Source organism: Streptomyces sp. NPDC111802 (assembly GCF_055634335.1).
Window position 1 is genome coordinate 265,099 of the sequence record NZ_JBVKCZ010000007.1, and the last position, 25,208, is coordinate 290,306.

At 70.0% G+C, this 25,208-nt stretch carries 18 protein-coding genes; 9 read left to right on the plus strand and 9 right to left on the minus strand.

Translation table 11 applies throughout. The features are described 5' to 3' along the window. Positions 1-123: 123 nt before the first annotated feature. The gene (locus ACZ7NC_RS10385; RefSeq protein ID WP_471486729.1) at positions 124-771 is read right to left on the minus strand and encodes a hypothetical protein; all 648 of its coding nucleotides are present in this window, start codon (positions 769-771) and stop codon (positions 124-126) included. A 420-nt stretch (positions 772-1,191) separates the two neighbouring features. Here ACZ7NC_RS10385 and ACZ7NC_RS10390 point away from each other — a divergent pair, with 420 nt between their 5' ends. Genes ACZ7NC_RS10390 through ACZ7NC_RS10410 form a run of 5 tightly spaced genes read left to right on the plus strand, consistent with a single transcriptional unit; the run spans position 1,192 to position 9,135 of the window. Continuing rightward, positions 1,192-4,035 carry a sensor histidine kinase gene (locus ACZ7NC_RS10390; RefSeq protein WP_471486675.1) on the plus strand — a complete coding sequence of 948 codons (2,844 nt, stop codon included), beginning with the start codon at positions 1,192-1,194 and terminating at the stop codon, positions 4,033-4,035. Further along, the gene (locus ACZ7NC_RS10395) at positions 4,032-4,469 is read left to right on the plus strand and encodes a roadblock/LC7 domain-containing protein (protein ID WP_383418981.1); all 438 of its coding nucleotides are present in this window, start codon (positions 4,032-4,034) and stop codon (positions 4,467-4,469) included. The genes ACZ7NC_RS10390 and ACZ7NC_RS10395 overlap by 4 nt, the downstream gene beginning before the upstream one ends. A 9-nt stretch (positions 4,470-4,478) precedes the next feature. Beyond that, positions 4,479-4,874 (plus strand): DUF742 domain-containing protein, encoded by a 396-nt coding sequence (locus tag ACZ7NC_RS10400; RefSeq protein ID WP_471486678.1) that lies wholly within the window; start codon positions 4,479-4,481, stop codon positions 4,872-4,874. A 24-nt stretch (positions 4,875-4,898) separates the two neighbouring features. Then, complete coding sequence (locus ACZ7NC_RS10405; protein ID WP_471486680.1) at positions 4,899-8,549, plus strand: hydantoinase B/oxoprolinase family protein; 3,651 nt, start codon at positions 4,899-4,901, stop codon at positions 8,547-8,549. Continuing rightward, positions 8,530-9,135: a GTP-binding protein gene (locus ACZ7NC_RS10410; RefSeq protein WP_471486682.1), complete on the plus strand. Its 606-nt coding sequence runs from the start codon at positions 8,530-8,532 to the stop codon at positions 9,133-9,135. The genes ACZ7NC_RS10405 and ACZ7NC_RS10410 overlap by 20 nt, the downstream gene beginning before the upstream one ends. Before the next feature lie 116 nt (positions 9,136-9,251). On the opposite strand, the gene glpK is transcribed toward ACZ7NC_RS10410, so the two are convergent. The 5 genes from glpK to ACZ7NC_RS10435 form a co-directional block, all read right to left on the minus strand. Continuing rightward, positions 9,252-10,763, minus strand: a complete 1,512-nt coding sequence (gene glpK / locus ACZ7NC_RS10415; RefSeq protein WP_471486684.1) for a glycerol kinase GlpK — start codon at positions 10,761-10,763, stop codon at positions 9,252-9,254. A gap of 22 nt (positions 10,764-10,785) precedes the next feature. Further along, a complete protein-coding gene (locus ACZ7NC_RS10420) occupies positions 10,786-11,511 on the minus strand; it encodes an MIP/aquaporin family protein (RefSeq protein WP_471486686.1) in 726 nt (241 codons plus the stop codon). A gap of 481 nt (positions 11,512-11,992) precedes the next feature. Then, a complete protein-coding gene (locus tag ACZ7NC_RS10425; RefSeq protein WP_471486688.1) occupies positions 11,993-13,645 on the minus strand; it encodes an EAL domain-containing protein in 1,653 nt (550 codons plus the stop codon). A gap of 168 nt (positions 13,646-13,813) precedes the next feature. Beyond that, positions 13,814-15,004, minus strand: coding sequence for a lipid-transfer protein (locus ACZ7NC_RS10430; RefSeq protein WP_471486690.1), 1,191 nt, complete (start codon positions 15,002-15,004; stop codon positions 13,814-13,816). Further along, the gene (locus tag ACZ7NC_RS10435) at positions 15,001-15,447 is read right to left on the minus strand and encodes a Zn-ribbon domain-containing OB-fold protein (RefSeq protein WP_471486692.1); all 447 of its coding nucleotides are present in this window, start codon (positions 15,445-15,447) and stop codon (positions 15,001-15,003) included. The genes ACZ7NC_RS10430 and ACZ7NC_RS10435 overlap by 4 nt, the downstream gene beginning before the upstream one ends. A gap of 147 nt (positions 15,448-15,594) precedes the next feature. Here ACZ7NC_RS10435 and ACZ7NC_RS10440 point away from each other — a divergent pair, with 147 nt between their 5' ends. Both ACZ7NC_RS10440 and ACZ7NC_RS10445 read left to right on the plus strand, forming a co-directional pair. Then, on the plus strand, positions 15,595-16,401 hold the full coding sequence (locus ACZ7NC_RS10440) for a M15 family metallopeptidase (RefSeq protein WP_471486694.1): 807 nt from the start codon (positions 15,595-15,597) through the stop codon (positions 16,399-16,401). A gap of 50 nt (positions 16,402-16,451) precedes the next feature. Beyond that, on the plus strand, positions 16,452-16,988 hold the full coding sequence (locus tag ACZ7NC_RS10445; RefSeq protein ID WP_471486696.1) for an NUDIX domain-containing protein: 537 nt from the start codon (positions 16,452-16,454) through the stop codon (positions 16,986-16,988). Here the strand turns inward: ACZ7NC_RS10445 and ACZ7NC_RS10450 are convergent. Further along, entirely contained in the window at positions 16,979-19,357 is a 2,379-nt protein-coding gene (locus tag ACZ7NC_RS10450) for a glycoside hydrolase family 31 protein (protein ID WP_471486698.1), read from the minus strand. The genes ACZ7NC_RS10445 and ACZ7NC_RS10450 overlap by 10 nt on opposite strands. 210 nt (positions 19,358-19,567) lie before the next feature. Here ACZ7NC_RS10450 and ACZ7NC_RS10455 point away from each other — a divergent pair, with 210 nt between their 5' ends. Both ACZ7NC_RS10455 and ACZ7NC_RS10460 read left to right on the plus strand, forming a co-directional pair. Next, a complete protein-coding gene (locus tag ACZ7NC_RS10455) occupies positions 19,568-21,535 on the plus strand; it encodes an acetoacetate--CoA ligase (protein ID WP_471486700.1) in 1,968 nt (655 codons plus the stop codon). 110 nt (positions 21,536-21,645) lie between these two features. Next, the gene (locus ACZ7NC_RS10460; protein ID WP_471486702.1) at positions 21,646-22,539 is read left to right on the plus strand and encodes a hypothetical protein; all 894 of its coding nucleotides are present in this window, start codon (positions 21,646-21,648) and stop codon (positions 22,537-22,539) included. 73 nt (positions 22,540-22,612) lie between these two features. On the opposite strand, the gene ptsP is transcribed toward ACZ7NC_RS10460, so the two are convergent. Together ptsP and ACZ7NC_RS10470 are read right to left on the minus strand one after the other, a co-directional pair. Further along, positions 22,613-24,283, minus strand: coding sequence for a phosphoenolpyruvate--protein phosphotransferase (gene ptsP / locus ACZ7NC_RS10465; protein ID WP_471486703.1), 1,671 nt, complete (start codon positions 24,281-24,283; stop codon positions 22,613-22,615). Between the two features lie 82 nt (positions 24,284-24,365). Beyond that, complete coding sequence (locus tag ACZ7NC_RS10470) at positions 24,366-24,815, minus strand: PTS sugar transporter subunit IIA (protein ID WP_471486704.1); 450 nt, start codon at positions 24,813-24,815, stop codon at positions 24,366-24,368. Positions 24,816-25,208 lie beyond the last annotated feature (393 nt).

A 25,208-nucleotide genomic window follows, 5' to 3' on the forward strand; every position in this document is an offset into this window, starting at 1 on the left:
GCGAACCGCCATGGCTGGAGCGGCGGTCGTGCACGGGAACGGCGGCTCTTCGGCGTCCAGCCTTTCGCTCCAGGACGGCTCAGTCCACCTGGCATCCCGCGCCGGGCCGCCGCCCGACCACGCTCAGGGGTGCGAGAACTGTCCGGCCCCGCCCCGCTGACCTATCCGCTCCTGAGCGCGCTCCGCCTCTCGAGCCTGCTGTCGTGCCCGGCGCCGCTCGCGTCGCAGGGCACGCGCGGTGCTGCTCGGTGCCGAGACCACGCCATTGCGCTGGTTCCACACCTGGCGCGTCACCCACACGTCCACGGCACCCCAGGTGGCCACCACGGTGCTGGCCACACTGCTGATCACCATGGGGAACGCCAGCCAGGATCCCGCCAGGGTGCACAGGAAGGCCACCATCGCCTGTATCAGCGTCACCGCGATGATCAGCACGGCTCGCACCGCCGACCTGCGCACCGGATCGGGCATTCGCCGCCGCCGCGCCGGCTCCTCCACCCACAGCGGCCGGTAGCCCGACCAGCCCTCGGTCGCCCCGTCGCCGGCGGCCTCGGCACTGCTCTCGTCCCTCACCGACCTGCCACGGGAGCCGGTCACCACGTCGTCCTCATCCGCCGTCACCACGCTCGCGCCCTCCGGAATCTCCCGGCTCCCCGACCGCGGGCGTGCGCCCGCCGGAATGTCGCGATCCAGCGCCTCGGGGCCACGCCGCGCCCTCGTATGCGCCGCAGCGCCCTCCTCGGGCGTCTCACGCCGCTCCGCCGTGCCCATCACCGTGTCACTCCCCACCGCCAGCAGACCGCTTGCCCGTGCCCGAAGACACGGCTCCCCAGCGATTGCCCGGCTTGCGCTGTTTTACGCCCGCCAGAGGCAGGATGCGGCTCCTGTGGCCCATTCCGCCCCCGTTTCCCATAGAGAAGGACGAACGAAGCGTCCCGAAGATTCCCAGCAAAGATAAAATTCCGGCCAACTGGCCAGGGAGACCGGCCGGTTCCCTCAGCCAGGGGATCCCGCGATCGCGGTAGGCAATCTCCCGCAATGCCCGGACAACTCCCCATGTCTCGTCGCTGGTGCGGAAGTTCAGGTTCCGGACGGCTCTTCGAGTTAACTGTGCGTCGGTAGTAGGCTCGCGCCGACTGTTGACGCACAGGTGTGCCCCCTGACCGGTGGGGGTTTGAGCTGGGGGAGGCCATGCGCTTTCGCGGGAAGTCGATCCGCCGGAAGATGGTGGCGCTGCTTCTCGTGCCGCTGGTGTCCCTGACCGCGATCTGGGGCTTCGCCACGGTACTCACGGGGCGAGGTGTGGCCCAGCTGTTCACGGTGTCATCCCTCGTCGAGAAGCTCGGCTACTCCACCGAGGACGCCGTCCGCGTTCTCCAGCAGGAACGCCGTCAGGCGCTCGTCTATCTCGCCGATCGCCGGGCGTCGGACGCGCAGAGCGCGCTGCGCGTCACCCGGAACGCCACCGACACCGCCGTCGCCGAGATCCGCAAGAACGCCAAGGACCCCGACGTCCGCGACGGCATGGACCAGGGGGACGCGGAGCGCCTCACCGCCGTCCTGGACGCCTTCGACGGCATCAACTCCCTGCGCCGCAGCATCGAGGACGGGACGGTCACCCGCTCCCAGGCCCTCTACCTCTACAACCGGCTCGTCGATCCCTGCTACGCCCTGCTGGGATCCATCGACGGCATCGACAGCGTCGCGATGGACAAACAGGCCCGTGCCCTGCTCAACGTCACCCGCGCCCGCGAACTGCTCTCGCGCGAGGACGCGTTGCTCAGTTCCGCCCTCGTGGTCGGCAAGCTCACCCGCGAAGAGACCCGCGACGTCTCCGACCTCGTGGCCCAGCGCGCCGTGATGTACGAGATCAGCCTCACGGACCTGCCCTCGTCCGACCGAGAACGCTACGAGCGCTTCTGGAAGAACGCCTCCACCGCCCCGCTGCGCGTCGCCGAACAGGCCGTCATCTTCTCCCAGCCCGGCAGGCCCAGCACGGTCGACGCCAAGAGCTGGGACACCGCCGCCGGCAGCGTCCTCGAAGAGCTCAGCAAGCTCAACGACGAGGCGGGCACTCGCTATCAGGAACGCGTCCAGCCCGTCGCGATGGGCGTCATCATCAAGGCGGCCATCGCCGGCGTCCTCGGCCTGCTCGCCCTGCTGTTCTCGCTCTTCCTCTCCGTGCGCATCGGCCGCAGCCTCGTCCGCGATCTGCGGCAGCTGCGTCTGGAGGCCCACGAGGCGTCCGGCGTCCGGCTGCCCAGCGTGATGCGCCGCCTCTCGGCGGGCGAACAGGTCGACGTGGAGACCGAGGTCCCGCGTCTGGAGTACGACAAGAACGAGATCGGTGAGGTCGGCCAAGCTCTCAACACCCTCCAGCGCGCCGCCGTCGAGGCCGCCGTCAAGCAGGCCGAACTGCGCGCCGGCGTATCCGAGGTCTTCGTCAACCTCGCCCGCCGCAGCCAGGTCCTGCTGCACAAACAGCTCACCCTCCTCGACACCATGGAACGCCGGACCGAGGACACCGACGAGCTCGCCGACCTGTTCCGCCTGGACCACCTGACCACCCGTATGCGCCGCCACGCCGAAGGCCTGGTGATCCTCTCCGGCGCGGCCCCCTCCCGGCAGTGGCGCAAGCCCGTCCAGCTCATGGACGTCGTCCGCGCCGCGGTCGCCGAGGTCGAGGACTATGAGCGCATCGAGGTGCGCCGCCTGCCCCGCGTCGCCGTCACCGGTCCGGCCGTCGCCGACCTCACCCACCTCGTCGCCGAACTCCTGGAGAACGCCACGGTGTTCTCCCCGCCGCACACCGCCGTCCAGGTCCTGGGCGAGCGGGTCGCCAACGGCTTCACCCTGGAGATCCACGACCGCGGCCTGGGTATGGCGGCCGACGTCCTGCTGGACGCCAACCTCCGCCTCGCCGAGACGCCCGAGTTCGAACTGTCCGACACCGACCGGCTCGGCCTGTTCGTGGTCAGCCGGCTCGCCCAGCGGCAGAACGTCCGCGTCTCCCTCCAGCCGTCGCCGTACGGCGGCACCACCGCCGTCGTCTTCATCCCCGACGCGCTCCTCACCGACGACGTGCCGGACACCAACGGCATCGGATTCCGTCTCGACCGGCCCAAGCCCTCGAAGGAGGCGGAGCTGGAGAAGTCGCGCCGGGCCGCCCTGACCCAGGTGCCCGCCCGCTTGCCCGGCCTGCCCGCCGCACTACTGGACGGCCCGGTCGAGCTGGAGGCCCCGGTCGACCTCGACGCCCTCAGCGACTTCCCCGACGCCCTCGACGACGAGGACGGCGAGCGCGGCGGGCTCTTCCGTCCGCGTCGTGCCCCCTCCCACCCGGAGACCGAGACGGCAGGCCCGCTCGGCGAACAGCATCCAGTCTCCGGCATCCCAGAAGGGCCGAACCAGGCCGACGACGTGAGCGCCCCGGTGCCGCTGCCCCGCCGCAGTGCACCCAAGCTCGTCAGCTCGCACGGACGTCCGGTCACCGAGCAGCGCTCCCGGCGGGAGAAGGCCGACCCGGAGTCTCCCGCGGGCCCCAGCCGTCCGGAGCCGAACGGCCTCGCTCCACTGCCGAACCGCCGCCGCGGAACCGGCCCCCGTGCCGAGGCCACCGGCGGGCCGGACCGCGTCGAAGACCGCACCGAGCTCCCGTCCTCCGCGGGACGCGACGGCGGTGAACCGTCGGAGCCACCTACTCTCCCCAGGCGCACACGCCGCCCCGCGATCGCGTCGAGCAGCGCCGACGACTCCGTACCGACCCCGTCCACCGCGCAACGGCAGACCGGCTCCGGTGCGGGACCGCTGCCCCGGCGGGTACGGCAGGCCAATTTGGCGCCGCAGCTCAAGCAGGGCCCCGCACAGCGTGTCGACGACAAGCCGGAGCTCGCTGAGCGAGACGCGGATGAGGTACGCAGCCGAATGGCCTCACTCCAGCGCGGCTGGCAGCGCGGCCGCCGGGAGAACGCCGCGGGCGACGACGCCCACAGCGGCACAGCACCACAAGGAACGACTAAGGGGGACGGTCGATGACCGCACCGAAGGCGACCGGCCACACCGCGACCAACCAGTCCGGGGAGCTCAACTGGCTCCTGGAAGACCTGGTGGACCGCGTCGCCAGCATCCGCAAGGCCCTCGTGCTCTCCGGCGACGGCCTGCCGACGGGTGTGTCCAAGGATCTGACCCGCGAGGACAGCGAGCACCTGGCCGCCGTCGCGTCCGGGTTCCACAGCCTCGCCAAGGGCGTCGGCCGCCACTTCGAGGCGGGCAACGTCCGGCAGACGGTCGTCGAGCTCGACGACGCCTTCCTGTTCGTGACGGCCGCCGGTGACGGCAGCTGCCTCGCGGTGCTCTCGGATGCCGACTCCGACGTCGGCCAGGTCGCCTATGAGATGACGCTCCTCGTCAAGCGGGTCGGCGTACATCTGGGCACCGCTCCGCGCACCGATCTGCCCTCGGGCGGGTAGTGGGATGGCATGAGCGCTGACGGTCAGGGAAGAAGCCACTGGTTCGACGACGAGGCCGGACCGGTCGTCCGTCCGTACGCCATGACGCGCGGCCGCACCAGCAGTGCGGCCCAGCACCGCCTCGACCTGATCGCGGTGGTCGTCGCGGAACCGCACGCGGACGATCCGGACGCAGACTCGACGCTGTCCCCGGAACACGTGGACATCGTCGAGCTGTGCCGTGACGCCCCGCAGTCCGTCGCCGAGCTCTCCGCCGAACTCGATCTGCCCATCGGAGTCGTACGGGTTCTCGTCGGGGATCTCGTGGACGGGGAATTCGTCCATGTGAACCGGCCCGTACCACCGGCCGAGCTGGTGGACGAGAGTATTCTGCGCGACGTGATCAACGGCCTGCGGGCGCTGTGAGCGGCGCGGAAGCGGGGTAGTGACATGACAGGCTGGCAGTTCTGGGTCGACCGTGGCGGCACCTTCACGGACATCGTCGCGCGACGCCCGGACGGCCGTCTGCTGACACACAAGCTCCTGTCGGAGAACCCGGCGCGCTACTCCGACGCGGCCGTCGCGGGCGTACGCGAGCTGCTGGACGGTTCCCAGGACCCCATCGAGGCCGTCCGCATGGGCACGACGGTCGCGACGAACGCCCTCCTCGAGCGCAAGGGCGAGCGGACCCTGCTGGTCGTCACCCGTGGCTTCCGCGACGCCCTGCGCATCGCCTACCAGAACCGCCCGCACATCTTCGCCCGCCGCATCGAACTGCCCGAGCTGCTGTACGAGCGGGTCGCCGAGGTCGACGAACGCATCGCCGCCGACGGCACCGTCCTGCACACCCCCGACCTGGACGCCCTCGCCGGCCCCCTCCAGGAGGCGCACGACGACGGGATCCGCGCCGTCGCCGTGGTCTGCATGCACAGCCACCTCCACCCGGGCCACGAACAGGCTGTCGGAGAGCTCGCCGCGCGCATCGGTTTCCCGCAGATCTCGCTGTCCAGCGAGGTCAGCCCGCTGATGAAACTCGTCCCGCGCGGGGACACCGCTGTCGTCGACGCCTACCTCTCGCCCGTGCTGCGCCGCTACGTCCGGCACGTCGCCGACCAGCTCGAAGGCGTACGGCTGATGTTCATGCAGTCCAACGGCGGTCTTGCCGAAGCCGGCCAGTTCCGCGGCAAGGACGCCATCCTCTCCGGCCCCGCCGGCGGGATCGTAGGCATGGCGCGGATGTCGCAGCTCGCCGGTTTCGACCGTGTCATCGGCTTCGACATGGGCGGCACGTCCACCGATGTCTCGCATTTCGCCGGCGACTACGAACGTGTCTTCACCACACAGATCGCCGGCGTCCGGCTGCGCGCCCCCATGCTGGACATCCACACCGTCGCGGCCGGCGGTGGCTCGGTCCTCCACTTCGACGGGTCCCGCTACCGCGTAGGGCCGGACTCGGCCGGCGCGGATCCGGGGCCCGCGTGCTACCGCGGCGGTGGCCCGCTGGCCGTGACCGACGCCAACGTCATGCTCGGCCGGATCCAACCCGCCCACTTTCCCAAGGTGTTCGGCCCCGAGGGCGACCAGCCTCTCGACGACGCCCTCGTCCGTGAGCGGTTCAGCGCCCTCGCGCGCGAGATCCGCGAGCAGACCGGCGACGACCGGTCGCCCGAGCAGGTCGCCGAGGGCTTCCTCCAGATCGCCGTCGCCAACATCGCCAACGCCGTGAAGCGGATCTCCGTCCAGAAGGGCCATGACGTCACCCGCTACGCCCTGACCACGTTCGGTGGGGCGGGTGGCCAGCACGCGTGCATGGTCGCCGACTCGCTCGGCATCCGTACCGTCCTGGTGCCGCCCATGGCCGGCGTCCTTTCCGCGCTCGGCATCGGCCTCGCCGACACCACCGCCATGCGCGAACAGTCCGTCGAGGCCCCCCTGGAGGCGGCCTCGATGCCGGGCGTCCTCAAGACGGCGGAAGACCTCGAATCCGCCGCACGCAGCGAACTCCTCGACGAGGACGTCCCCGAGGACCGCATCAAGGTCACCCGGCGCACCCAACTCCGCTACGACGGCACCGACACCACCCTCACCGTCGAACTCACCGAACCCGACACGATGCGGCGGGCCTTCGAAGAACGTCATCGCGCCACGTACTCCTTCACCCTCGACCGCCCGATCGTCGTCGAAGCCCTCTCCGTCGAAGCCACCGGCATCACCGAACCCCCCGACCTCTCCGCTCTCGCCCCTTACGAAGCCACCCCTGAAGGCAGCCCGGCCACCCCGCGGTCGGTCCGCCTCCACTCCGGCGGCACCTGGCGCGACGTGCCCCTCCATCGCCGCGAGTCCCTCCCTCCCGGCGAAACGGTCACCGGCCCGGCGATCATCACCGAGGCCAGCTCGACGACCGTCGTCGACGACGGCTGGCAGGCCGCGACGACCGACGACGGGCATCTGGTCATGGAACGCGTCGCGATTACGGAGAGTTCCGATCTCGACACGAAAGCCGATCCGGTTCTCCTTGAGGTCTTCAACAACCTCTTCATGTCCATCGCCGAACAGATGGGCGCCCGCCTCGAGTCCACGGCCCAGTCCGTCAACATCAAGGAACGCCTGGACTTCTCCTGCGCCCTGTTCGACCCCGACGGAAACCTGGTGGCCAACGCCCCGCACATCCCCGTCCACCTGGGCTCGATGGGCACGAGCGTCAAGGAGGTCATCCGGCGCCGCGGCCCCCGGATGCGCCCCGGCGACACCTACGCCGTCAACGACCCGTACCACGGCGGCACCCACCTGCCCGACGTCACCGTGATCACCCCGGTCTTCGACACGGATCGCACGGCGAGCACGGAGAGTGAGCCGAGGATCCTCTTCTACGTCGCCTCACGCGGCCACCACGCCGAGATCGGCGGCATCGCCCCCGGCTCCATGCCCGCGAACAGCCGCACCATCGACGAGGAGGGAATCCTCTTCGACAACTGGCTGCTCGCCGAGAACGGCCGCTTCCGCGAGGACGAGACCCTCCGCCTGCTCACCGAGGCGCCCTACCCGTCCCGCAACCCGAAGACCAACCTCGCCGATCTGCGCGCCCAGATCGCCGCCAACCAGAAGGGCGTCGACGAAGTCGCCCGCATGATCGGGAACTTCGGCCTCGACGTGGTCCAGGCGTACATGAAGCATGTCCAGGACAACGCCGAGGAAGCGGTACGCCGCGTCGTCGACGCCCTGGACGACGGCGAGTACGCCTACGAGACCGACTCCGGCGCCGTCATCCGGGTACGCGTGCGCGTGGACCGCGCGAACCGCTCCGCCACCGTCGACTTCACCGGCACGTCCCCGCAGCTGGGCACCAACTTCAACGCACCCTTCTCGGTCGTCAACGCCGCGGTCCTGTACGTCTTCCGCACCCTGGTCGCCGACGACATCCCGCTCAACGACGGCTGTCTGCGTCCCCTCGACATCATCGTGCCGGCCGGCTCCATGCTCGCTCCGGAACCCCCGGCAGCGGTCGTCGCCGGCAACGTCGAGACCTCGCAGGCGATCACCGGAGCCCTGTACGCCGCACTGGGAGTCCAGGCCGAGGGTTCCGGCACCATGAACAACGTCACCTTCGGCAACGAACGCCATCAGTACTACGAGACCGTGGCGTCCGGATCCGGTGCGGGCGACGGCTTTCCCGGCGCACCCGTCGTCCAGACCCACATGACCAACTCACGCCTCACCGATCCCGAAGTGCTGGAGTGGCGACTGCCCGTACAGCTCGACGAGTTCGCCGTGCGGCGCGGCAGCGGCGGCGCCGGGCAGTGGCGCGGCGGGGACGGCGCCGTGCGCCGCATCCGGTTCCACGAGCCCATGACCGTCTCCACGCTGTCCCAGCACCGCCGGGTACCGCCGTACGGCATGGCGGGCGGCGAGCCCGGCGCGCCGGGCGCCAACCGCGTCGAACGCGCGGACGGCACGGTCACCGCACTGGGCGGAAGCGATTCGGCGGACGTCGGACCCGGCGACGTACTCGTCATCGAAACCCCCGGCGGCGGAGGCTATGGCCCACCGTCGCCCGACCCCCATCAAGCAGGAGAAGAGATCGATGATCTTCGGGCGTTCTGAGCGCGGGAAGCCTCCGGTCGAGCCCGTCACGCTCAAGATCCTGGTGGCCGGCGGCTTCGGCGTGGGCAAGACCACCCTCGTCGGCGCGGTCAGCGAGATCAGGCCGCTGCGCACCGAGGAACTGCTCACCGAGGCCGGACGCCCGGTCGACGACACGAGCGGCGTCGAAGGCAAGCGCACCACCACCGTGGCCATGGACTTCGGCCGTATCACCCTGCGCGAGGACCTGGTGCTGTACCTCTTCGGCACCCCCGGCCAGGAGCGGTTCTGGTTCATGTGGGACGAGTTGTCGGAGGGCGCGCTCGGCGCCGTCGTCCTTGCCGACACGCGCCGCCTCGAGGACTGCTTCGCGGCCGTCGACTACTTCGAACGGCGATCCATACCCTTCCTCGTCGGCGTCAACTGCTTCGAGGGAGCCGATCGTTACCCGGCGGAGGACATCCGGCAGGCCCTCGACCTCGACGAGGGCGTACCGCTGCTGCTGTGCGACGCCCGTGACCGGGAGTCCGTCAAGGAGACCCTCATCGGCGTCGTCCAGCACGCCATGGCGTATCAGGCGGACCGCCGGGAGACCGTGACCAGTTGAAGTCCGGGTACGGGCACGGCCCGTACCCCCGCCGACCGGGGTACGGGCCGTGGCTCACCGGCACGCGCGCGTGACGCACGCTCGCGTGGACCGTTCTCGGGCGTCAGCCGTGTGTTTCAGTTCTCGCCGTCCTCCTCCCAACCGAAGCTCTTCTCCACTGCCTTGTGCCAGTTGTGGAACTCGCGGTCCCGCACCTCGGCGGTCATGGCCGGCGTCCACTCGGCGTCCTTCGCCCAGTGCGCCTTGAGCTCGTCCAGGTCGTTCCACACGCCCGTGGCCAGCCCTGCCGCGTACGCGGCGCCCAGACAGGTCGTCTCGGAGACCTTCGGCCGGATCACCGGCACACCGAGCACATCCGCCTGGTGCTGCATGAGCAGGTTGTTCTTCGTCATGCCTCCGTCGACCTTCAGGTTCATGAGCTGGACGCCGGAGTCCTGGTGCATCGCGTCCACGACCTCACGCGTCTGCCAACTCGTCGCCTCCAGCACCGCCCGCGCGAGGTGCGCCTTGGTGACGTATCGCGTCAGGCCGGTGACGACGCCGCGCGCGTCGGAGCGCCAGTACGGCGCGAACAGGCCGGAGAAGGCGGGCACGATGTAAGCGCCGCCGTTGTCCTCGACGCTCGCCGCCAGCGGCTCGATCTCGTCGGCGGTACGGATGATGCCGAGCTGGTCACGGAACCACTGGACCAGCGCGCCCGTTATGGCTATAGCGCCCTCCAGGCAGTACACCGCTGCCTCACTGCCGATCTTGTAGCCCATCGTCGTCAGCAGCCCGCTCTTCGACGGCACCGGCCGGTTGCCCGTGTTGAGCAGCAGGAAGCTGCCCGTGCCGTAGGTGTTCTTCGCCGTGCCCACGTCGTAGCAGGCCTGCCCGAACACGGCCGCCTGCTGGTCGCCCAGGGCCGACGCCACCGGCACACCGGCCAGCTGTCCGACGGCGGTCCCGTACACCTCGGAGGAGGACTTGATCTCCGGCAACATGGCCTCGGGCACGTTCATGGCGGACAGGATCGAGGAGTCCCACTGGAGGGTCTCCAGGTTCATCAGCATGGTGCGCCCGGCGTTCGTCACATCGGTGACGTGGTGCCCGCCGTCCGTGCCGCCGGTGAGGTTCCAGATCAGCCAGGAGTCGATGGTGCCGAAGGCGATCTCGCCGTTCTCGGCGCGGGCCCTGAGACCGGGCACGTTGTCCAGCAGCCAGGCCGCCTTGGGGCCGGAGAAGTAGCTGGCCAGCGGCAGTCCGGTCTGCTCACGGAAACGATCCTGGCCGACCGAGCCGCCGAGCTGGTTGCACAGCGCCGCGGTACGGGTGTCCTGCCACACGATCGCGTTGTGCACGGGCTTGCCCGTCGCGCGGTCCCACAGGACCGTCGTCTCGCGCTGGTTGGTGATGCCGAGCGCGCTGAGCTGGTCGGCGCGCAGCCCGGCCTTCGCTATCGCCCCGGCGACCACCGCCTGCACCTTGGACCAGATCTCGGTGGCGTCGTGCTCCACCCAGCCGGGTTTGGGGAAGATCTGGCGGTGCTCGCGCTGGTCGACGGCGACGATCGCGCCGTCCTGGTTGAAGACGATGCAGCGGCTCGAGGTGGTGCCCTGGTCGATTGCGGCGACGAACTTGTCGGTCATGGCGTCCCCTTCGTCGGATCCTTCAGAACGCTGCGTTGAAGATGACCCCGGACAGCGCCCCGCCGATCAGCGGTCCCACCACCGGGATCCACGCGTAACCCCAGTCCGAGGTGCCTTTGTTGGGAATCGGGAGCAGGGCGTGGATGATGCGTGGGCCCAGGTCACGGGCCGGGTTGATGGCGTACCCGGTGGGACCGCCGAGCGACAGGCCGATGCCGACCACCAGGAACGAGACGATCAGGATCGCGGTGCCCGACACGCCGAGCCCCTTCGTCAGGCCGAACGCCAGGATCGGCAGCACCAGCGCGATGGTCGCGATGATCTCCGTGATGAGGTTCGCCACGGTGTTGCGGATCGCTGGCGCGGTGGAGAAGATCCCGAGGGTCGGCTGAGCGATCTCTTTGTCGGCGTTGGCCTGGAACTGCGCGAAGTAGACCAGCCAGCACAGCACGGCTCCGAGCATCGCGCCGACTATCTGGCCGGCGATGTAGATGTGGACCTTGTCCCAGTTCCCGGTGTCGATGGCGATCCCGATCGTCACGGCCGGGTTCAGCTGCCCACCGGACAGCGGAGCCGCGGTGTACGCCCCGGCCATCACGCCGAATCCCCAGCCGAAGGCGATGACGACCCAGCCCGCGTCCTTGGCCTTCGAATAGTTCAGTACGACCGCGGCGACCACTCCGGCCCCGAAGAGGATCAGGATCGCTGTGCCGATGACCTCACCGAGGAAGATGTCTCCGTTGCTCATGGCTGCTCCTAGGCCCTGGCCGGGACGATCGGCCCCGGTTTCTCCGTGCGCGGTGCGTTTCCCATGGCGACTTCAGCCGAAGGCAGGGAGGGTCCCGCGCCCCGCCCGGCGTCCGTGACGAGCGTGCCGTCGCAGCCGAATCGCCCGTGGGGGAGGGGCCTTCGTACAGGCGGAACCGTACGGCGCAGTGCGTGGATACGCCGAGAATGTACGGCGATGTCGACCGACACCGGGAAGTGTTCACCGGTGTCCAGGGGGCGTCAAGGTTGCCGACGCCAACGGTTCAGGGCGTGCCGACGGGTCACGGACCCACGCCGACCGTGCTCGCGGCACACCCGTTCTGGGATGGGACGAGCACCGAGGCCCTGCTGAGGCCGACGGGCGGGCCAGTTCCCGCTGGACCCGGCAGGGGTCGAAGTCATCTGCTGTGCTGAGGCCTGCGTCGCCTTTCGGTCACCGCTGACCTTCACGGGAAAGCGTCTCACCCTCTGCCCGGCTCCGCCACCGCGCACTCGGCCGGGGCCGCGGCCCCGGTCACCCCGCGAAGGATCTCGTGCCCGGGCAGCCCGGCGCGGCCCAGCACCCAGCTAGCCCCGCTCAGGGACTTCGCCGCCTTTTTGAGCGGCGCCAGACAGGAAGCGGCCTGCCGGTGGTCCGTCACGCTCCCCGGTTCGCACAGGACCGTGGCCAGGGATAACGTGACCTGAAGTCCACCCGCCGACCATGGTGCGTCCAGCATGGAGACGGCCAGCGGACTCAGCCTGTCCGGATCCGCGAGCACCAGGAAGTCGTCCCCGCCGATGTGGCCCACGCGGGTGGTGCCCGACGCCGCGTGCTGAAGCGCGCGCCCGACGGACCGGATCAGCTCGTCGCCCGCCGCGAACCCTGCCCCGTCGTTGACCTGTTTGAAATGGTCCACATCCAGCCAGCTCAGCGCGAACGTCCGCCCGTCCGCGATCCGCCGGTCCACCTCGCCGGTGATCGCGTCGGACCCTGGCAGCCGGGTCAGCGGGTTGAGCCCGGCTGCCTCCTCGACCCGGGTCTCGGCGAGGGCTCGGACGAGGTCCGCGAGCCGGACGACGCCCACGCACCGGCCGTACGCGTCGACCACGGCCACATCGTCCGAGGTACGGTCCCGGCCGCCGTCCGCGACCACGTCCAGCACCTCCCACGCGGTGGCGTCGACGCCGACCGTGCGCGGTGGGTCGCCGAGCTTGGCCGCGGGCCGGTCGGCGTACAGCGCGTGGCCGTAGCGCCCGGACATCGACAGCAGGAAGCGGGATCGGTGGACCGACCGCACCGGGATGCCGTACCCGTCCACCAGCAGCACCCCGGACACATCCGGCGACCCGGTCAGCAGCGCCCGCACCTGGCCGGCCGACGCGGTGGCGGGCAGCAGTGCCGCCGGCCGGACGAACTCCCGCACCGAGGGCCCCGAGCGCGGCGTCACCGCGAGTCCGGACGAGCGCGGCGGAACGTATACCTCCGCCGCCGGCAGCCGGGCCGGCGGAGCGAACAGCTCTCCCTGGGCCAGCTGCGCGCCCGACGACCGCACGGCCGCGCACTGGAGCTCCGTCTCCACGCCCTCGACGCACAGCAGTGCCCCGAGCTGCTCGCACAGCGTCCGCATCGCTCCTATCGCCGCCGGCCGGGCCAGCAGGGACGCGTCGAGCTTCACCAGCTCCGGTGCCATGTCCGTGAGCAGTCGCAGGGGGATGTCCCCGTCACCCACGCCGTCCGCGCTGATCCGGAACCCCTGCTCCCGCAGCCCGCCGACCGCCTCCAGAAGCGCCTGCTGCGGGACATGCGTGTACGGCGGACCGATGTCGATCGTCACCTCCCACGGCAGCCGCCCAGCCGCGCGCACGGCGTCGTGCAGCGGAGTGAGCCCGCCGAGGTCGGCGAGGGTGCCGGCGAACACATTGACGTACAGCGGGAACAGTGTTTCCTTGCGAGCCGCCGCACGGAACGCCAACACGGCGAGCTGGCCGTCGAGTTCGGGATTGCGGCGAGCCTCGGCCAGGACGTCGCCGGTCTCCGGGCGGGCGAGTATCTCCAGCCCCGCGACTCCACCGGTCGTCAGATTGACCACCGGTTGGAAGGCGAAGCGGAGAGTATCCGTCCAGGACTTCACGGGAGCATGATGGCTCCGCGGAAGCGCGCCCGAGCCCAGTTCATGAGACGTTCACGCAGCATTCCTGGCTGCTCACGCAGCGTAAATAAATGCTGATCGTCCTGGGTGGCGTGCGGGCCCCGGCACGTGCGTACGACCGCGCCGGGGGGCCCGCCGCAGGGGCGTGCCTCATCGCATCGCCACTACGGCCGACCCGTGCCCGAACAGCCCCTGGTTCGCCGCGATGCCCACGCGCGCTCCGTCGACCTGACGGTCACCCGCATCGCCTCTCAACTGCCAAGTGAGCTCGCACACCTGGGCGATGGCCTGGGCCGGGACCGCCTCGCCGAAGGAGGCGAGACCGCCGCTCACATTCACCGGTATTCGCCCTCCGAGCGCCGTCGTGCCCTCCCGTAGGAGCTTCGCGGCCTCTCCCCGGCCGCACAGCCCCAGATCCTCGTACCACTGCAACTCCAGCGCGGTGGACAGGTCGTAGGCCTCCGCGAACGAGAGGTCCTCGGGTCCGATGCCCGCCTCCTCGTAGGCGGCGCGTGCGATCGACTCCCGGAACGTCTCGGCCGCCGGTGGCACCGCCACCGCGGAGTCCGTCGCGATGTCCGGCAGATCCAGGACGGTGTTGGGGTAGCGCGGCGTCACGGTGGAAACCGCTCGAATCCGCACCGGGTTCGAGGCGCCGTGCCGACGCGCGAACTCCATACCGGCCAGTACGAGTGCCGCTCCTCCGTCCGACGTCGCGCAGATGTCGAGCAGCCGCAGCGGGTCGGCGACCACGGCGGAGGCGGCGACCTCCTCGGCGGTGACCGCCTTGCGGTAGCGCGCATTGCGATTCAGCGCCCCCAGGGCGGCGTTCTTCACCTTGACCTGTGCGAAGTCCTCCGGTGTGTCCCCGTGCACGGCCATCCGCCGACGCGCGTACAGACCGAAGTAGGTCGGATTCGTCGCACCCAGGACACGGAAGCGCAGCCAGTCCGGATCATCGGGCCGGTCGCCGCCCGCCGGCCGGAAGAAGCCCTTGGGAGCCGCGTCGGCACCCACCACGAGCACCACGTCCGCGAGGCCTGAAAGTATTTGCGCCCGCGCGGTGTTGATCGCCTGCGCCCCGGACGCGCACGCCGCGTACACGCTCGTGACCCGGGCGCCCTGCCAGCCGAGCGCCTTCGCGAACGTCGCCCCGGCCACATACCCCGGGTAGCCGCCGCGCACGGTGTCCGCGCCGACGATCGACCCGATCTCCCGCCACTCCAGACCGGCGTCGGCGAGTGCCGCGCGGGCCGCCACCGCGCCGTACTCGACAAAGCTGCGCCCCCACTTGCCCCACGGATGCATGCCCGCGCCGAGCACCGCCACGTCGTCCGTCATGCCGTCACCCCCGTCGGCCGCCACTGCCAGGTCGTCCAGATCGTCTCCGCGTCCTCATGGAGCACCCCGGGGACGACCTCCACCTCCATGCCCACCGTCAGATCGGCGACGGTGACCCCCGGAGCCGCCTGCCCCAGCACCACGAGACGCTCGGATTCCAGCTCCACAGCGATCAACGTGTACGGCTGCCACGGAAGTTCCGGATCAGTCACATAGGGTGACGGAGGCCGGTATCGGCTGTCCGTGCAGGACCAGACGCGCCCGCGTCGCGAGAGGGGCACCTCCTCCAGATCGCCGCCCGGGCAGCCCGGGTTCCGGCAGTGGGCGTCCTCGCGAGGAAAGAAGACCGAGGCGCAGGCAGCGCAGCGGGTGCCGACGAGCCGGAAGTCCTCCCCGTCACCGGCGAACCACCCGGCGATCACAGGTGTGCGCGTGCGTGGCATGATCCCTCCCCGAGAGTGACCTGACGGAACGTCAGAAGTGTGCCACGGGCGACCGGAACGCGGCAGGGCGCCGTGTTCGATCTTCAGGCTGGACATGACGCCCGCCCGCTTCCCCGCCCACCCCAACTCCTGATAGATGCAGGAGACATGACACGACTGTCGACCGCGGTACGGGGACTGATCACCACGCTGGCCACGCTGCTGGCCGTGACCGCGACCCCCGCCACCGCCCAGGCGAAGACCGAGCCCAAGGCGCCGAAGGACTTCGTGGCGCTGAGAAGCGTGGACCCCACCATCGTCCAGGAGATGCGGTACTTCACCCCGCACAACTTCGTGGGCGAGCGCATCGACGGCTACCGGCAGCCCCTGTGCATCCTCACCCGACCCGCCGCCGAAGCGCTCCACAAGGCTCAGCAGAGACTGCTGCGCCAGGGCTACACACTCAAGGTGTACGACTGCTACCGGCCACAGCGCGCCGTCGACCACTTCGTGCGCTGGGCCAAGGACCTCGACGACCAGGCCATGAAGAGCGAGTTCTATCCCGACGTCGACAAGACCCGACTCTTCCTGGACGGCTACATCGCGGAGAAATCCGGCCACAGCCGTGGCTCGACGGTGGACCTGACCGTCGTCCGGCTGCCGGCCAAGCCCACCAGGCCGTACGTACCAGGAGAGCCCCTGGTGCCCTGCTACGCGCCCCAGGGCGAGCGTTTCCCCGACAACTCCCTCGACATGGGCACCGGCTTCGACTGCTTCGACACCCTGTCGCACACCCTCGACCCGCGCATCCAGGGCAGCCGGCGCGCCAACCGGCTACTGCTCAAGGGCACCCTCGAAGCCCTCGGATTCGTGAACCTCGCCGAGGAGTGGTGGCACTACACCTACAAGCCGGAGGCCTATCCCGACACCTACTTCGACTTCCCCGTGTCCTCGAAAGCCCTGACGAGGAACTAGTGACCGGCCCCCGGAAGACGCCCTTCCACTGATCGGATACAGTCCGCCGCGTGTCCGAAACTCAAGCCTCCGTTCCCAACCCCGCAGCGGACTCCCACTGTTCCAGCTGCGGCGCGCCCTACGGAGAGGGCGTCTCCGGCTGGCCGCGCACCTGCCCGGTGTGCGGCGCCGTGGCCTACCGCAATCCACTGCCGGTAGCCGTCGCACTCCAGCCCGTGTACGACACCAAGGGCACCGCCCTGGTCGTCATCACCCGAACCGTCGCCCCCGCGCGCGGCGGCATCGCCCTGCCCGGCGGCTACATCGACGACCGCGAGGACTGGCGGCAGGCCGTCGTCCGCGAGCTCAAGGAAGAGACCGGCATCGACGCCGCCGGCCGCGACGTGCGCCTCGTCGACGCGATGAGCTCGCCGGACGGGCACCTGCTGCTGTTCGGCCTCCTCCCGGAGCGCCCCGCCGACCGCCTGCCGAACTCGGCAGCCACGGACGAGACCGAGGGCTGGCACCTCCTGCGCAGGGCGGAGGAGCTCGCCTTCCCGCTGCACACGCTGGCGGTACGGGCCTTCTTCGAGGGCCGTTACATCTGAGCCGGGCGTTCGCCGAGCCCGCGCACGCGCACCGGACGGGGCGTCGGGATCAGACCGGTCTCGTGCTCCAGCTCGACGACCACCTTGTGACCCTCCCAGCGGGTGACGTAGCGCTCGATCTCCGGCTCGTCCCAGCCGTCACCCGCGTCCGGCACGACCAGCCCGCCCCCGGTACGGCCCTGGGCGGGCGCCCACACCTCCAGTTCCAGCCCGCCGTCGTCCCCACGTACCGGGACGACGGCACCCGAGCGCACAAGCACCGGGATCCGTGACATGGGGGCGTCGAGAAGAACCTGCCCCGGCCCTTCGTACGCCTTCTCCGTCGCCGTGTCGTACCAACGCCCGCGCGGCAACTGCACCGCACGCCGGTCGGCACCCGGATCCAGCACCGGCGCCACCAGCAGACAGTCGCCCAGCAGAAACGCGTCCCCGCAGTCGCGCAATGCGCGGTCCTCAGGCGCCGACCACCACAGCGGACGCACATAAGGCGCCCCTGAGCGTCGCGCCACATGCGCCAGCGTCACGAAGTACGGCAGCAACCTCCGCCGCTCGACAAGCGCCACGCGCGCGTGCTCCAGAACCTCCGGACCGAACTCCCACGGCTCCCTGCGCCCCGCCCGCAGACTCGCATGCGTACGGAACAGCGGCAGATACGCGGCCATCTGGAACCACCGCAGATACAGCTCCGGCGAAGGACTCCCGTCGAACCCGCCGACGTCCGGCCCCGAGTACGGCACCCCGCACAGCCCGAGCTCCATCACCAGCGACAGCGACGCCCGCAGCCCGGGCCAGCCCGTGGCCACGTCACCGGACCAGGTGCCACCATAACGCTGCATGCCGGCCCATCCGGAGCGCGAGAAGACGAAGGGACGCTCCCCGGGCGCCAGTTCGCGCAGCCCCTCGTAGCCCGCCCTGGCCATGCACAGGCCGTAGACGTTGTGCGCCTCCCTATGGTCGCCGCCCCGCCCGTCCAGGGAGTGCCTGGCGGAGCGCGGCAGCGTCGACTCCCCGAACGCGGTGAACGAGGTCGGCTCGTTCATGTCGTGCCAGAAGCCCGAGAAACCCTGCGTCAGCCGCTCCTCGTACAGCCCACCCCACCACTCACGCACGCGCGCGTGCGTGAAGTCGGGATAGACCGACTCCCCGGGCCAGACCACGCCCCGCACGAGCTGCCCCGAGGCGTCCCGTACGAACACGTCCTCGGCCGTCCCGCTCTCGTACAAGGCGTTGCCCGGCGCGGCCTTGACCGCCGGGTCGACGATCGACACCAGGCGGATCCCGTCCCGCCGCAGGTCCTCCGCGAGCTGCGGCAGCTTGGGAAAGCCCTCATGGTCGACCGTGAACACCTGGTGCTCGTCGTAGTGGTCGATGTCCAGATGGACCGCGTCCAGCGGCAGGCCCCGCTCCTGGTAACCCGAAACGATCCGCCGTACCTCCTGCTCACCGCCGAACCCCCACCGCGCGTGATGGTGGCCCAGCGCCCACGCCGGCGGCAGCGCGGCCGCACCGGTCAGGGAGGCCCAGACGAGCAGCACGCGCGCGGGAGTGCCCACCATCACCCAGCAGCGCAGTGGACCGCCGTCCATTCGCAGCTCGCTGGTCCCCGCCCGATCATGGCCGGAACCGGCGCCTTCCTCGCCCTCCCGCAGCGTCACGGTGCCGTCCCACGAGGTGTCGTGAAACACCAGGTGCGTGGCCGCGTCGGCCACGACCAGCTGTACCGGCATGGTGATGTACAGCGGGTCGTCACCGGGACCGAACGGATGCCCGGGGTCGGTGTTCCACAGCCGGTACGTGCCGTCCTTGAGCCGGGGTCCCGACGCCCGCCCGCCGAGGCCGAAGAACCGCGCGTCCGCGGCCACCTCCGACCGCTGCATCCACCGGGCCTGCCCACCCGCGACGGGCTCCCACCAGCGCGGCGGCAGATCGCGCCGCAGCGTCACACCACCGGGCGTCTGCACCTCGACCGCCCCGTGCCGCGAGATGACGACCGTCACCCGCCCGGCCACGACCCGCCAGCCACCCTCCTTGTCGGGCTCCAGCACCGCCCGGGGATCCGGTTCCGGACACCGGCCGGCGAGCGCGTACGACGGCTCCGGAGCGGCCCCGTCCCAGCCCCAGAAGACGGCGCCGTTCACGGTCACCATGACACGCAGCTCGGACCGGCTGAACCGGATGACGCCACCGCCCGGACCGGGCCGCACCTCCTGCACAGGCCCGGGCACACGGGCCCGCTCGGCACCCCGGGGCGGCAGCCCCGCGGCGTCCGCACGCCTCCTGCGCCACGCCGCTCGCACGGTACGCAACCCCTGGGCCGCCCCCACAGAACCGACCACCTTCATCGAACGCACCAGGTCACGACCGTCCATGCTGCTCAGCCTGCCATTGACCGCCCCACACATGCGTGCCGTTCAACTGCCGTTCACCCGTGCTGGGAGCACATCTTCACGACACGGACTGTGTGGGGCGCACCCTGGTGCAGAAGTCGATCACATGGCATCGTCCGTGTCATCCGCGTCACGCGCACACCCCAGCCGTGCGCGGAAGACGCACACGACGCGCACAGTCCGGGAGCCGCCATGTCGATCGTGAACCCTCAGCCGCTCTGGCAGCCAGATCCGCAGCGCATCGCCCGAGCACAGGTCACCAAGTTCCAGGCGTGGGCCGCCGCGAACCACGGTGCCCCCTCCGAGGGTGGCTACGCGGCCCTGCACCGCTGGTCGGTCGACGAACTGGACACCTTCTGGAAAGCCGTCACCGAGTGGTTCGACGTACGGTTCTCCACCCCCTACGCGCGCGTGCTGGGCGATCGCTCCATGCCCGGCGCCCCATGGTTCCCCGGCGCGACCCTGAACTACGCCGAGCACGCCCTGCGCGCCGCCGCCACCCGCGCTGACGAACCCGCACTTCTCCACGTCGACGAATCCCACGAACCCCGCCCCGTGACCTGGGCCGAACTGCGCCGCCAGGTCGGTTCCCTCGCCGCCGAGCTGCGCGCCCTCGGTGTACGCCCCGGAGACCGGGTCAGCGGCTACCTCCCGAACATCCCGCAGGCCGTCGTAGCCCTCCTCGCCACGGCCGCCGTCGGCGGCGTCTGGACCTCCTGCGCCCCCGACTTCGGCGCCCGCAGCGTCCTCGACCGCTTCCAGCAGGTCGAACCCGTAGTGCTCTTCACGGTCGACGGCTACCGCTACGGCGGCAAGGAGCACGATCGCCGCGACACCGTCGCCGAACTGCGCCGCGAACTCCCCACCCTGCGAGCGGTGGTGCACATTCCGATCCTCGGCACCGAGGCCCCCGAGGGCGCCCTGGAGTGGTCGTCCATGACCGCCGCCGACGAGGAACCCGTCTTCGAGCAGGTGCCCTTCAAGCACCCCCTCTGGGTCCTGTACTCCTCCGGGACGACCGGCCTTCCCAAGGCCATCGTCCAGTCCCAGGGCGGCATCCTCGTCGAACACCTCAAACAACTCGGCCTGCACTGCGACCTGGGCCCCGAGGACCGCTTCTTCTGGTACACCTCGACCGGCTGGATGATGTGGAACTTCCTCGTCTCCGGCCTTCTCACCGGCACCACGATCGTCCTCTACGACGGCAGCCCGGGCTATCCCGACACCGGCGCACAGTGGCGAGTGGCCGAACGCACGGGGGCCACCCTCTACGGCACCTCGGCCGCGTACGTCATGGCCTGCCGCAAGGCAGACGTGCACCCCGCGCGCGACTTCGACCTCACCAAGGTGCAGTGCGTCGCCACGACCGGATCACCCCTGCCGCCCGACGGGTTCCGCTGGCTGCACGACGAGGTCCGCGACGACCTCTGGATCGCCTCCGTCAGCGGCGGAACGGACGTGTGCTCCTGCTTCGCGGGCGCCGTGCCCACCCTGCCCGTGTACATCGGCGAGCTCCAGGCCCCCGGCCTCGGCACCGATCTCCAGTCCTGGGACCCCAGTGGCAAACCCGTCCACGACGAGGTGGGCGAGCTAGTGGTCACCAACCCCATGCCGTCCATGCCCATCTACTTCTGGAACGACCCCGACGGCAGCCGCTACCACGACAGCTACTTCGACACCTACCCCGGCGTATGGCGCCACGGCGACTGGATCACCCTCACCTCACGCGGCTCCGTCGTCATCCACGGTCGCTCCGACTCGACCCTCAACCGCCAGGGCGTCCGCATGGGATCGGCCGACATCTACGAAGCCGTGGAGCGCCTCCCCGAGATCAAGGAATCCCTCGTCATCGGCATCGAACAGCCTGACGGCGGCTACTGGATGCCCCTCTTCGTACACCTCGCACCCGGCGCCGTACTCGACGAGGCCCTGCTGAACCGCATCAAACAGACCATCCGCGAACAGCTCTCCCCACGGCACGTCCCCGACGAGATCATCGAGGTCCCCGGCGTCCCGCACACCCTCACCGGCAAGCGCATCGAGGTCCCGGTCAAGCGCCTCCTCCAGGGCACCCCCCTGGACAAGGCGGTCAACCCCGGCTCCATCGACAACCTCGACCTCCTCCACTTCTACGAGGAACTCGCCCGCAAGCGCGCCTGACCTGCACGAATACATGCCGCCCAGATCCCTGTGGACCTCGCCCCGACGCCGTTGTCAGTGCCGCCGGTTACTGTGAGTGAGCATTGATCGACTGTGCACAAGGGGGAAACATGGCGCACACCGACCACCTGACGATGCGACGCGTCCTGCGCCGCGAGATCGCCGGCACGATCGGCCTGCTGACCGACGAACACGACTTCCGCGCCATGCGGCGCTACCGCAGCTTCACCTTCGACGACCACAAGATCTATCTGGAACAGGTGGAGGCCCTGCTCAGGACCAGGGCCTCCCAGGGCAGCCATACGACCATCGCCCTCTTCGACCCACAGGAGTACGCCGAGTACTGCGCGGAAGCAGGCCTCGACCCCGACGTCCAGTCGAGCCGCACCCGCTTCACAGCCGAACTCGCGACCACCGGACCCACCGTCCCCTACGACGGCCGGCCGCTGGCGGACATCGTCCCGACCCTGGTCGACGAGGCCGTACGACAGGCCACATGGGAGTACGCCGCCACACTCCTGGCACGCCTCGGCACCTGCGCCACCTGCGGCGAGGACATCGGTCGCGCGGCCTTCACCCGTGCCTCCGACCTCCTCGTTCGCGTCCTCGACACGGCCCAACCCGGGAGCCGACACCTCGTCTGCAGCGTCACGGGAACCCCAGAAACACTCGTCTCCGTCCTGCACGCCGACGACGACGCCCAGGGCGCCACACGCCTCGACGAGGCCGAAGCCTTGGAGTTCACGACCGTTCTCGCCCTCGGCCTGGCCACCCGAAGCCCCGGCGGACTCGTGATGCGGACCAGCGCGCAGGGGATCTCCGACCGGATCTACGGATGGCGTCTTCGCGGCGACGGGCTGGAACCCCTGACCGCGGGCGAGGTCTTCGACGCCTACTGCACCGACATCGAATCCGGAGACCTCATCTCCCCGGAATCAGGGGTCGACTACTGCGTCCCACCGGACCTCGGGGGCGACGCAGCGCACCCTGGACACCAGCACTGAACAAAGGAGAAGGGGCGCTCCACCCTCAGGTCGAGCGCCCCTCAACGACAGGCAGACAGCCGTCGGTGTCCGACTACTCGCCGGACAGCACCGCCTGAGCGGCATCGCGCGCTTCCTCGGCGCTGTCCGCAGCCCGGGCGGCCGCGGCGGCTCGCTCGCACTGCGCCAGCGTGTACTTCGCCAGCGTCGCCCGGACATAAGGAATCGACGCCGAGCCCATGGACAGGGAGGTGACACCCAGACCGGTCAGCACACACGCCAACAGCGGGTCGGAAGCGGCCTCGCCACACACGCCACAGCTCTTGCCCTCCGCCTTGGCCGCCTCCGCGGACAGCGCGACCAGGTCGAGGAGCGCGGGCTGCCACGGGTCCTGCAGGCGGGACACCGCACCCACCTGACGGTCCGCGGCGAAGGTGTACTGCGCGAGGTCGTTGGTGCCCAGGGAGAGGAACTCGACCTCCTGAAGGATCGAGCGTGCCCGCAGCGCGGCGGACGGAATCTCCACCATCGCACCGAACTTCGCCCGCAACCCGGCCTCACGGCACGCGTCGGCGAACGCCTTGGCATCGGTGCGGTCCGCCACCATCGGGGCCATGACCTCGAGGTAGACCGGCAACCCCTCCGCCGCCTTCGCGAGCGCCGTCAGCTGGGTGCGCAGCACCTCGGGGTGGTCCAGCAGCGTCCGCAGACCGCGCACACCCAGCGCCGGGTTGGGCTCATCGGCCGGCGTCAGGAAGTCCAGCGGCTTGTCCGCACCCGCGTCCAGGACACGTACGACGACCCGGCCCTCCGGGAAGGCCTCAAGAACCTGACGATAGGCCTCGACCTGCTTCTCCTCCGACGGCGCCTTCTTGCTGTCGTCGAGGAACAGGAACTCGGTACGGAACAGACCGACACCCTCAGCGCCCGCCTCGACGGCGGCCGGAACGTCCGCCGGCCCGCCGACGTTGGCCAGCAGCGGCACCTTGTGGCCGTCAGCGGTGGCACCCGGCCCGGTCGATGCCGCGAGAGCGGCCTTGCGCTGGGCGGCAGCGGCCTCCAGCTCGGCCTTCTTCTCGTCGCTCGGGTTCACGAAGATGTCGCCGGTGCTTCCGTCGACCGCGATGACCGTGCCCTCGGCGAGCTCACCGGCACCCGGAAGCGCGACCACGGCCGGCACACCGAGCGCCCTCGCCAGAATCGCGCTGTGGCTGGTCGGCCCACCCTCTTCGGTGACGAAGCCGAGCACGAGGGTCGGGTCCAGCAGCGCCGTGTCGGCCGGAGCGAGGTCGCGAGCCACCAGGACATAGGGCTCGTCGCTGTCCGGGACACCCGGCATCGGGACCCCCAGCAGCCGGGCGACGATACGATTCCGCACATCATCAAGGTCGGCCACGCGACCGGCGAGATACTCACCGGCGCCGGCCAGCAGCTCGCGATAAGCGGCGAAGGCGTCGTACACGGCCCGCTCGGCCGTGCTGCCCACGGCGATACGCCGGTCCACGTCCGACATCAACTCGGGGTCCTGGGCCATCATGGCCTGCGCCTCGAGCACGGCCTGGGCTTCGCCTCCCGCCAGGTTGCCACGCGCCATCAGGTCGGCTGCCACAGCCTCCACGGCCTTGCGGGCGCGCCCCTGTTCACGCTCCGCGTCCTCGGCCGGAATCTGCTTGGCAGGCGGTTCGAGCACCGCCGTTCCCATGTGCCGAACCTCGCCGATGGCCACACCGTGGCTCACGCCGACGCCTCGCAGCGTTGTCTCCATCTCACCCGTCTCCGATAGTGCGGCGGGTCCCGCCGCCGCGGTGGTTGTCGTCCCTACATGCCGTCCAGTGACGGCACCCGAGTCACTTCCAGATGAAGAGGCTGTCGCCGGCCTTCACATCGCCATCGTCCCGCAGTTCGGAGAGAGCCTCAGCGGTGGCCTCGAGGGCGATGATCGGGCACACCGGAGACTTGCCGGCCGCCTCGACCGCCGAGGGGTTCCAGCGCACGATGCTCTGGCCACGCGTCACGGTGTCGCCTTTGTTCACGAGCAGCTCGAAGCCCTCGCCGTTGAGCTGCACGGTGTCGATACCCAGGTGAGTGAGCACACCGTGGCCCTGCTCGTCGACGACGACAAAGGCATGCGGGTGGAGAGAGACGATGACTCCGTCCACAGGCGACACGGCCTCGGAGGGCTCACGCACGGGGTCGATAGCGGTGCCCGGGCCGACCATGGCCCCGGAGAAGACGGGATCCGGTACGGACGCCAGTCCGACGGCGCGTCCTGCCAGTGGGGACGTGACGGTGGTCATGGGAAGCCTCCCAGGGGTGGAGATCGTTATGGGCCGTCGCTGCCTGTGCCGGACGGCACACTGTTCAGCAGGGTATGTCACATGAAGTGCCGGTTCCGCGTGAGCACTTCGGAGTGGTCTAGACCATACCGCAAATCGATTTGCACCCGCTCCGCGGCCGCGTGTACAGTCGTACTCCTGCTTGGGGCTGAGTGACGCGACTAGGCGTCCTTGCCCAGCAGCACCCAACTTGTCAGATCCTATCTCGGGGTCATCTCTTGCATGCCTGCAGGACGGTGGTCAGAGGGCCGGAAAAACACTGATAGAGTCGGAAACGCAAGACCGAAGGGAAGCGCCCGGAGGAAAGCCCGAGAGGGTGAGTACGAAGGAAGCGTCCGTTCCTTGAGAACTCAA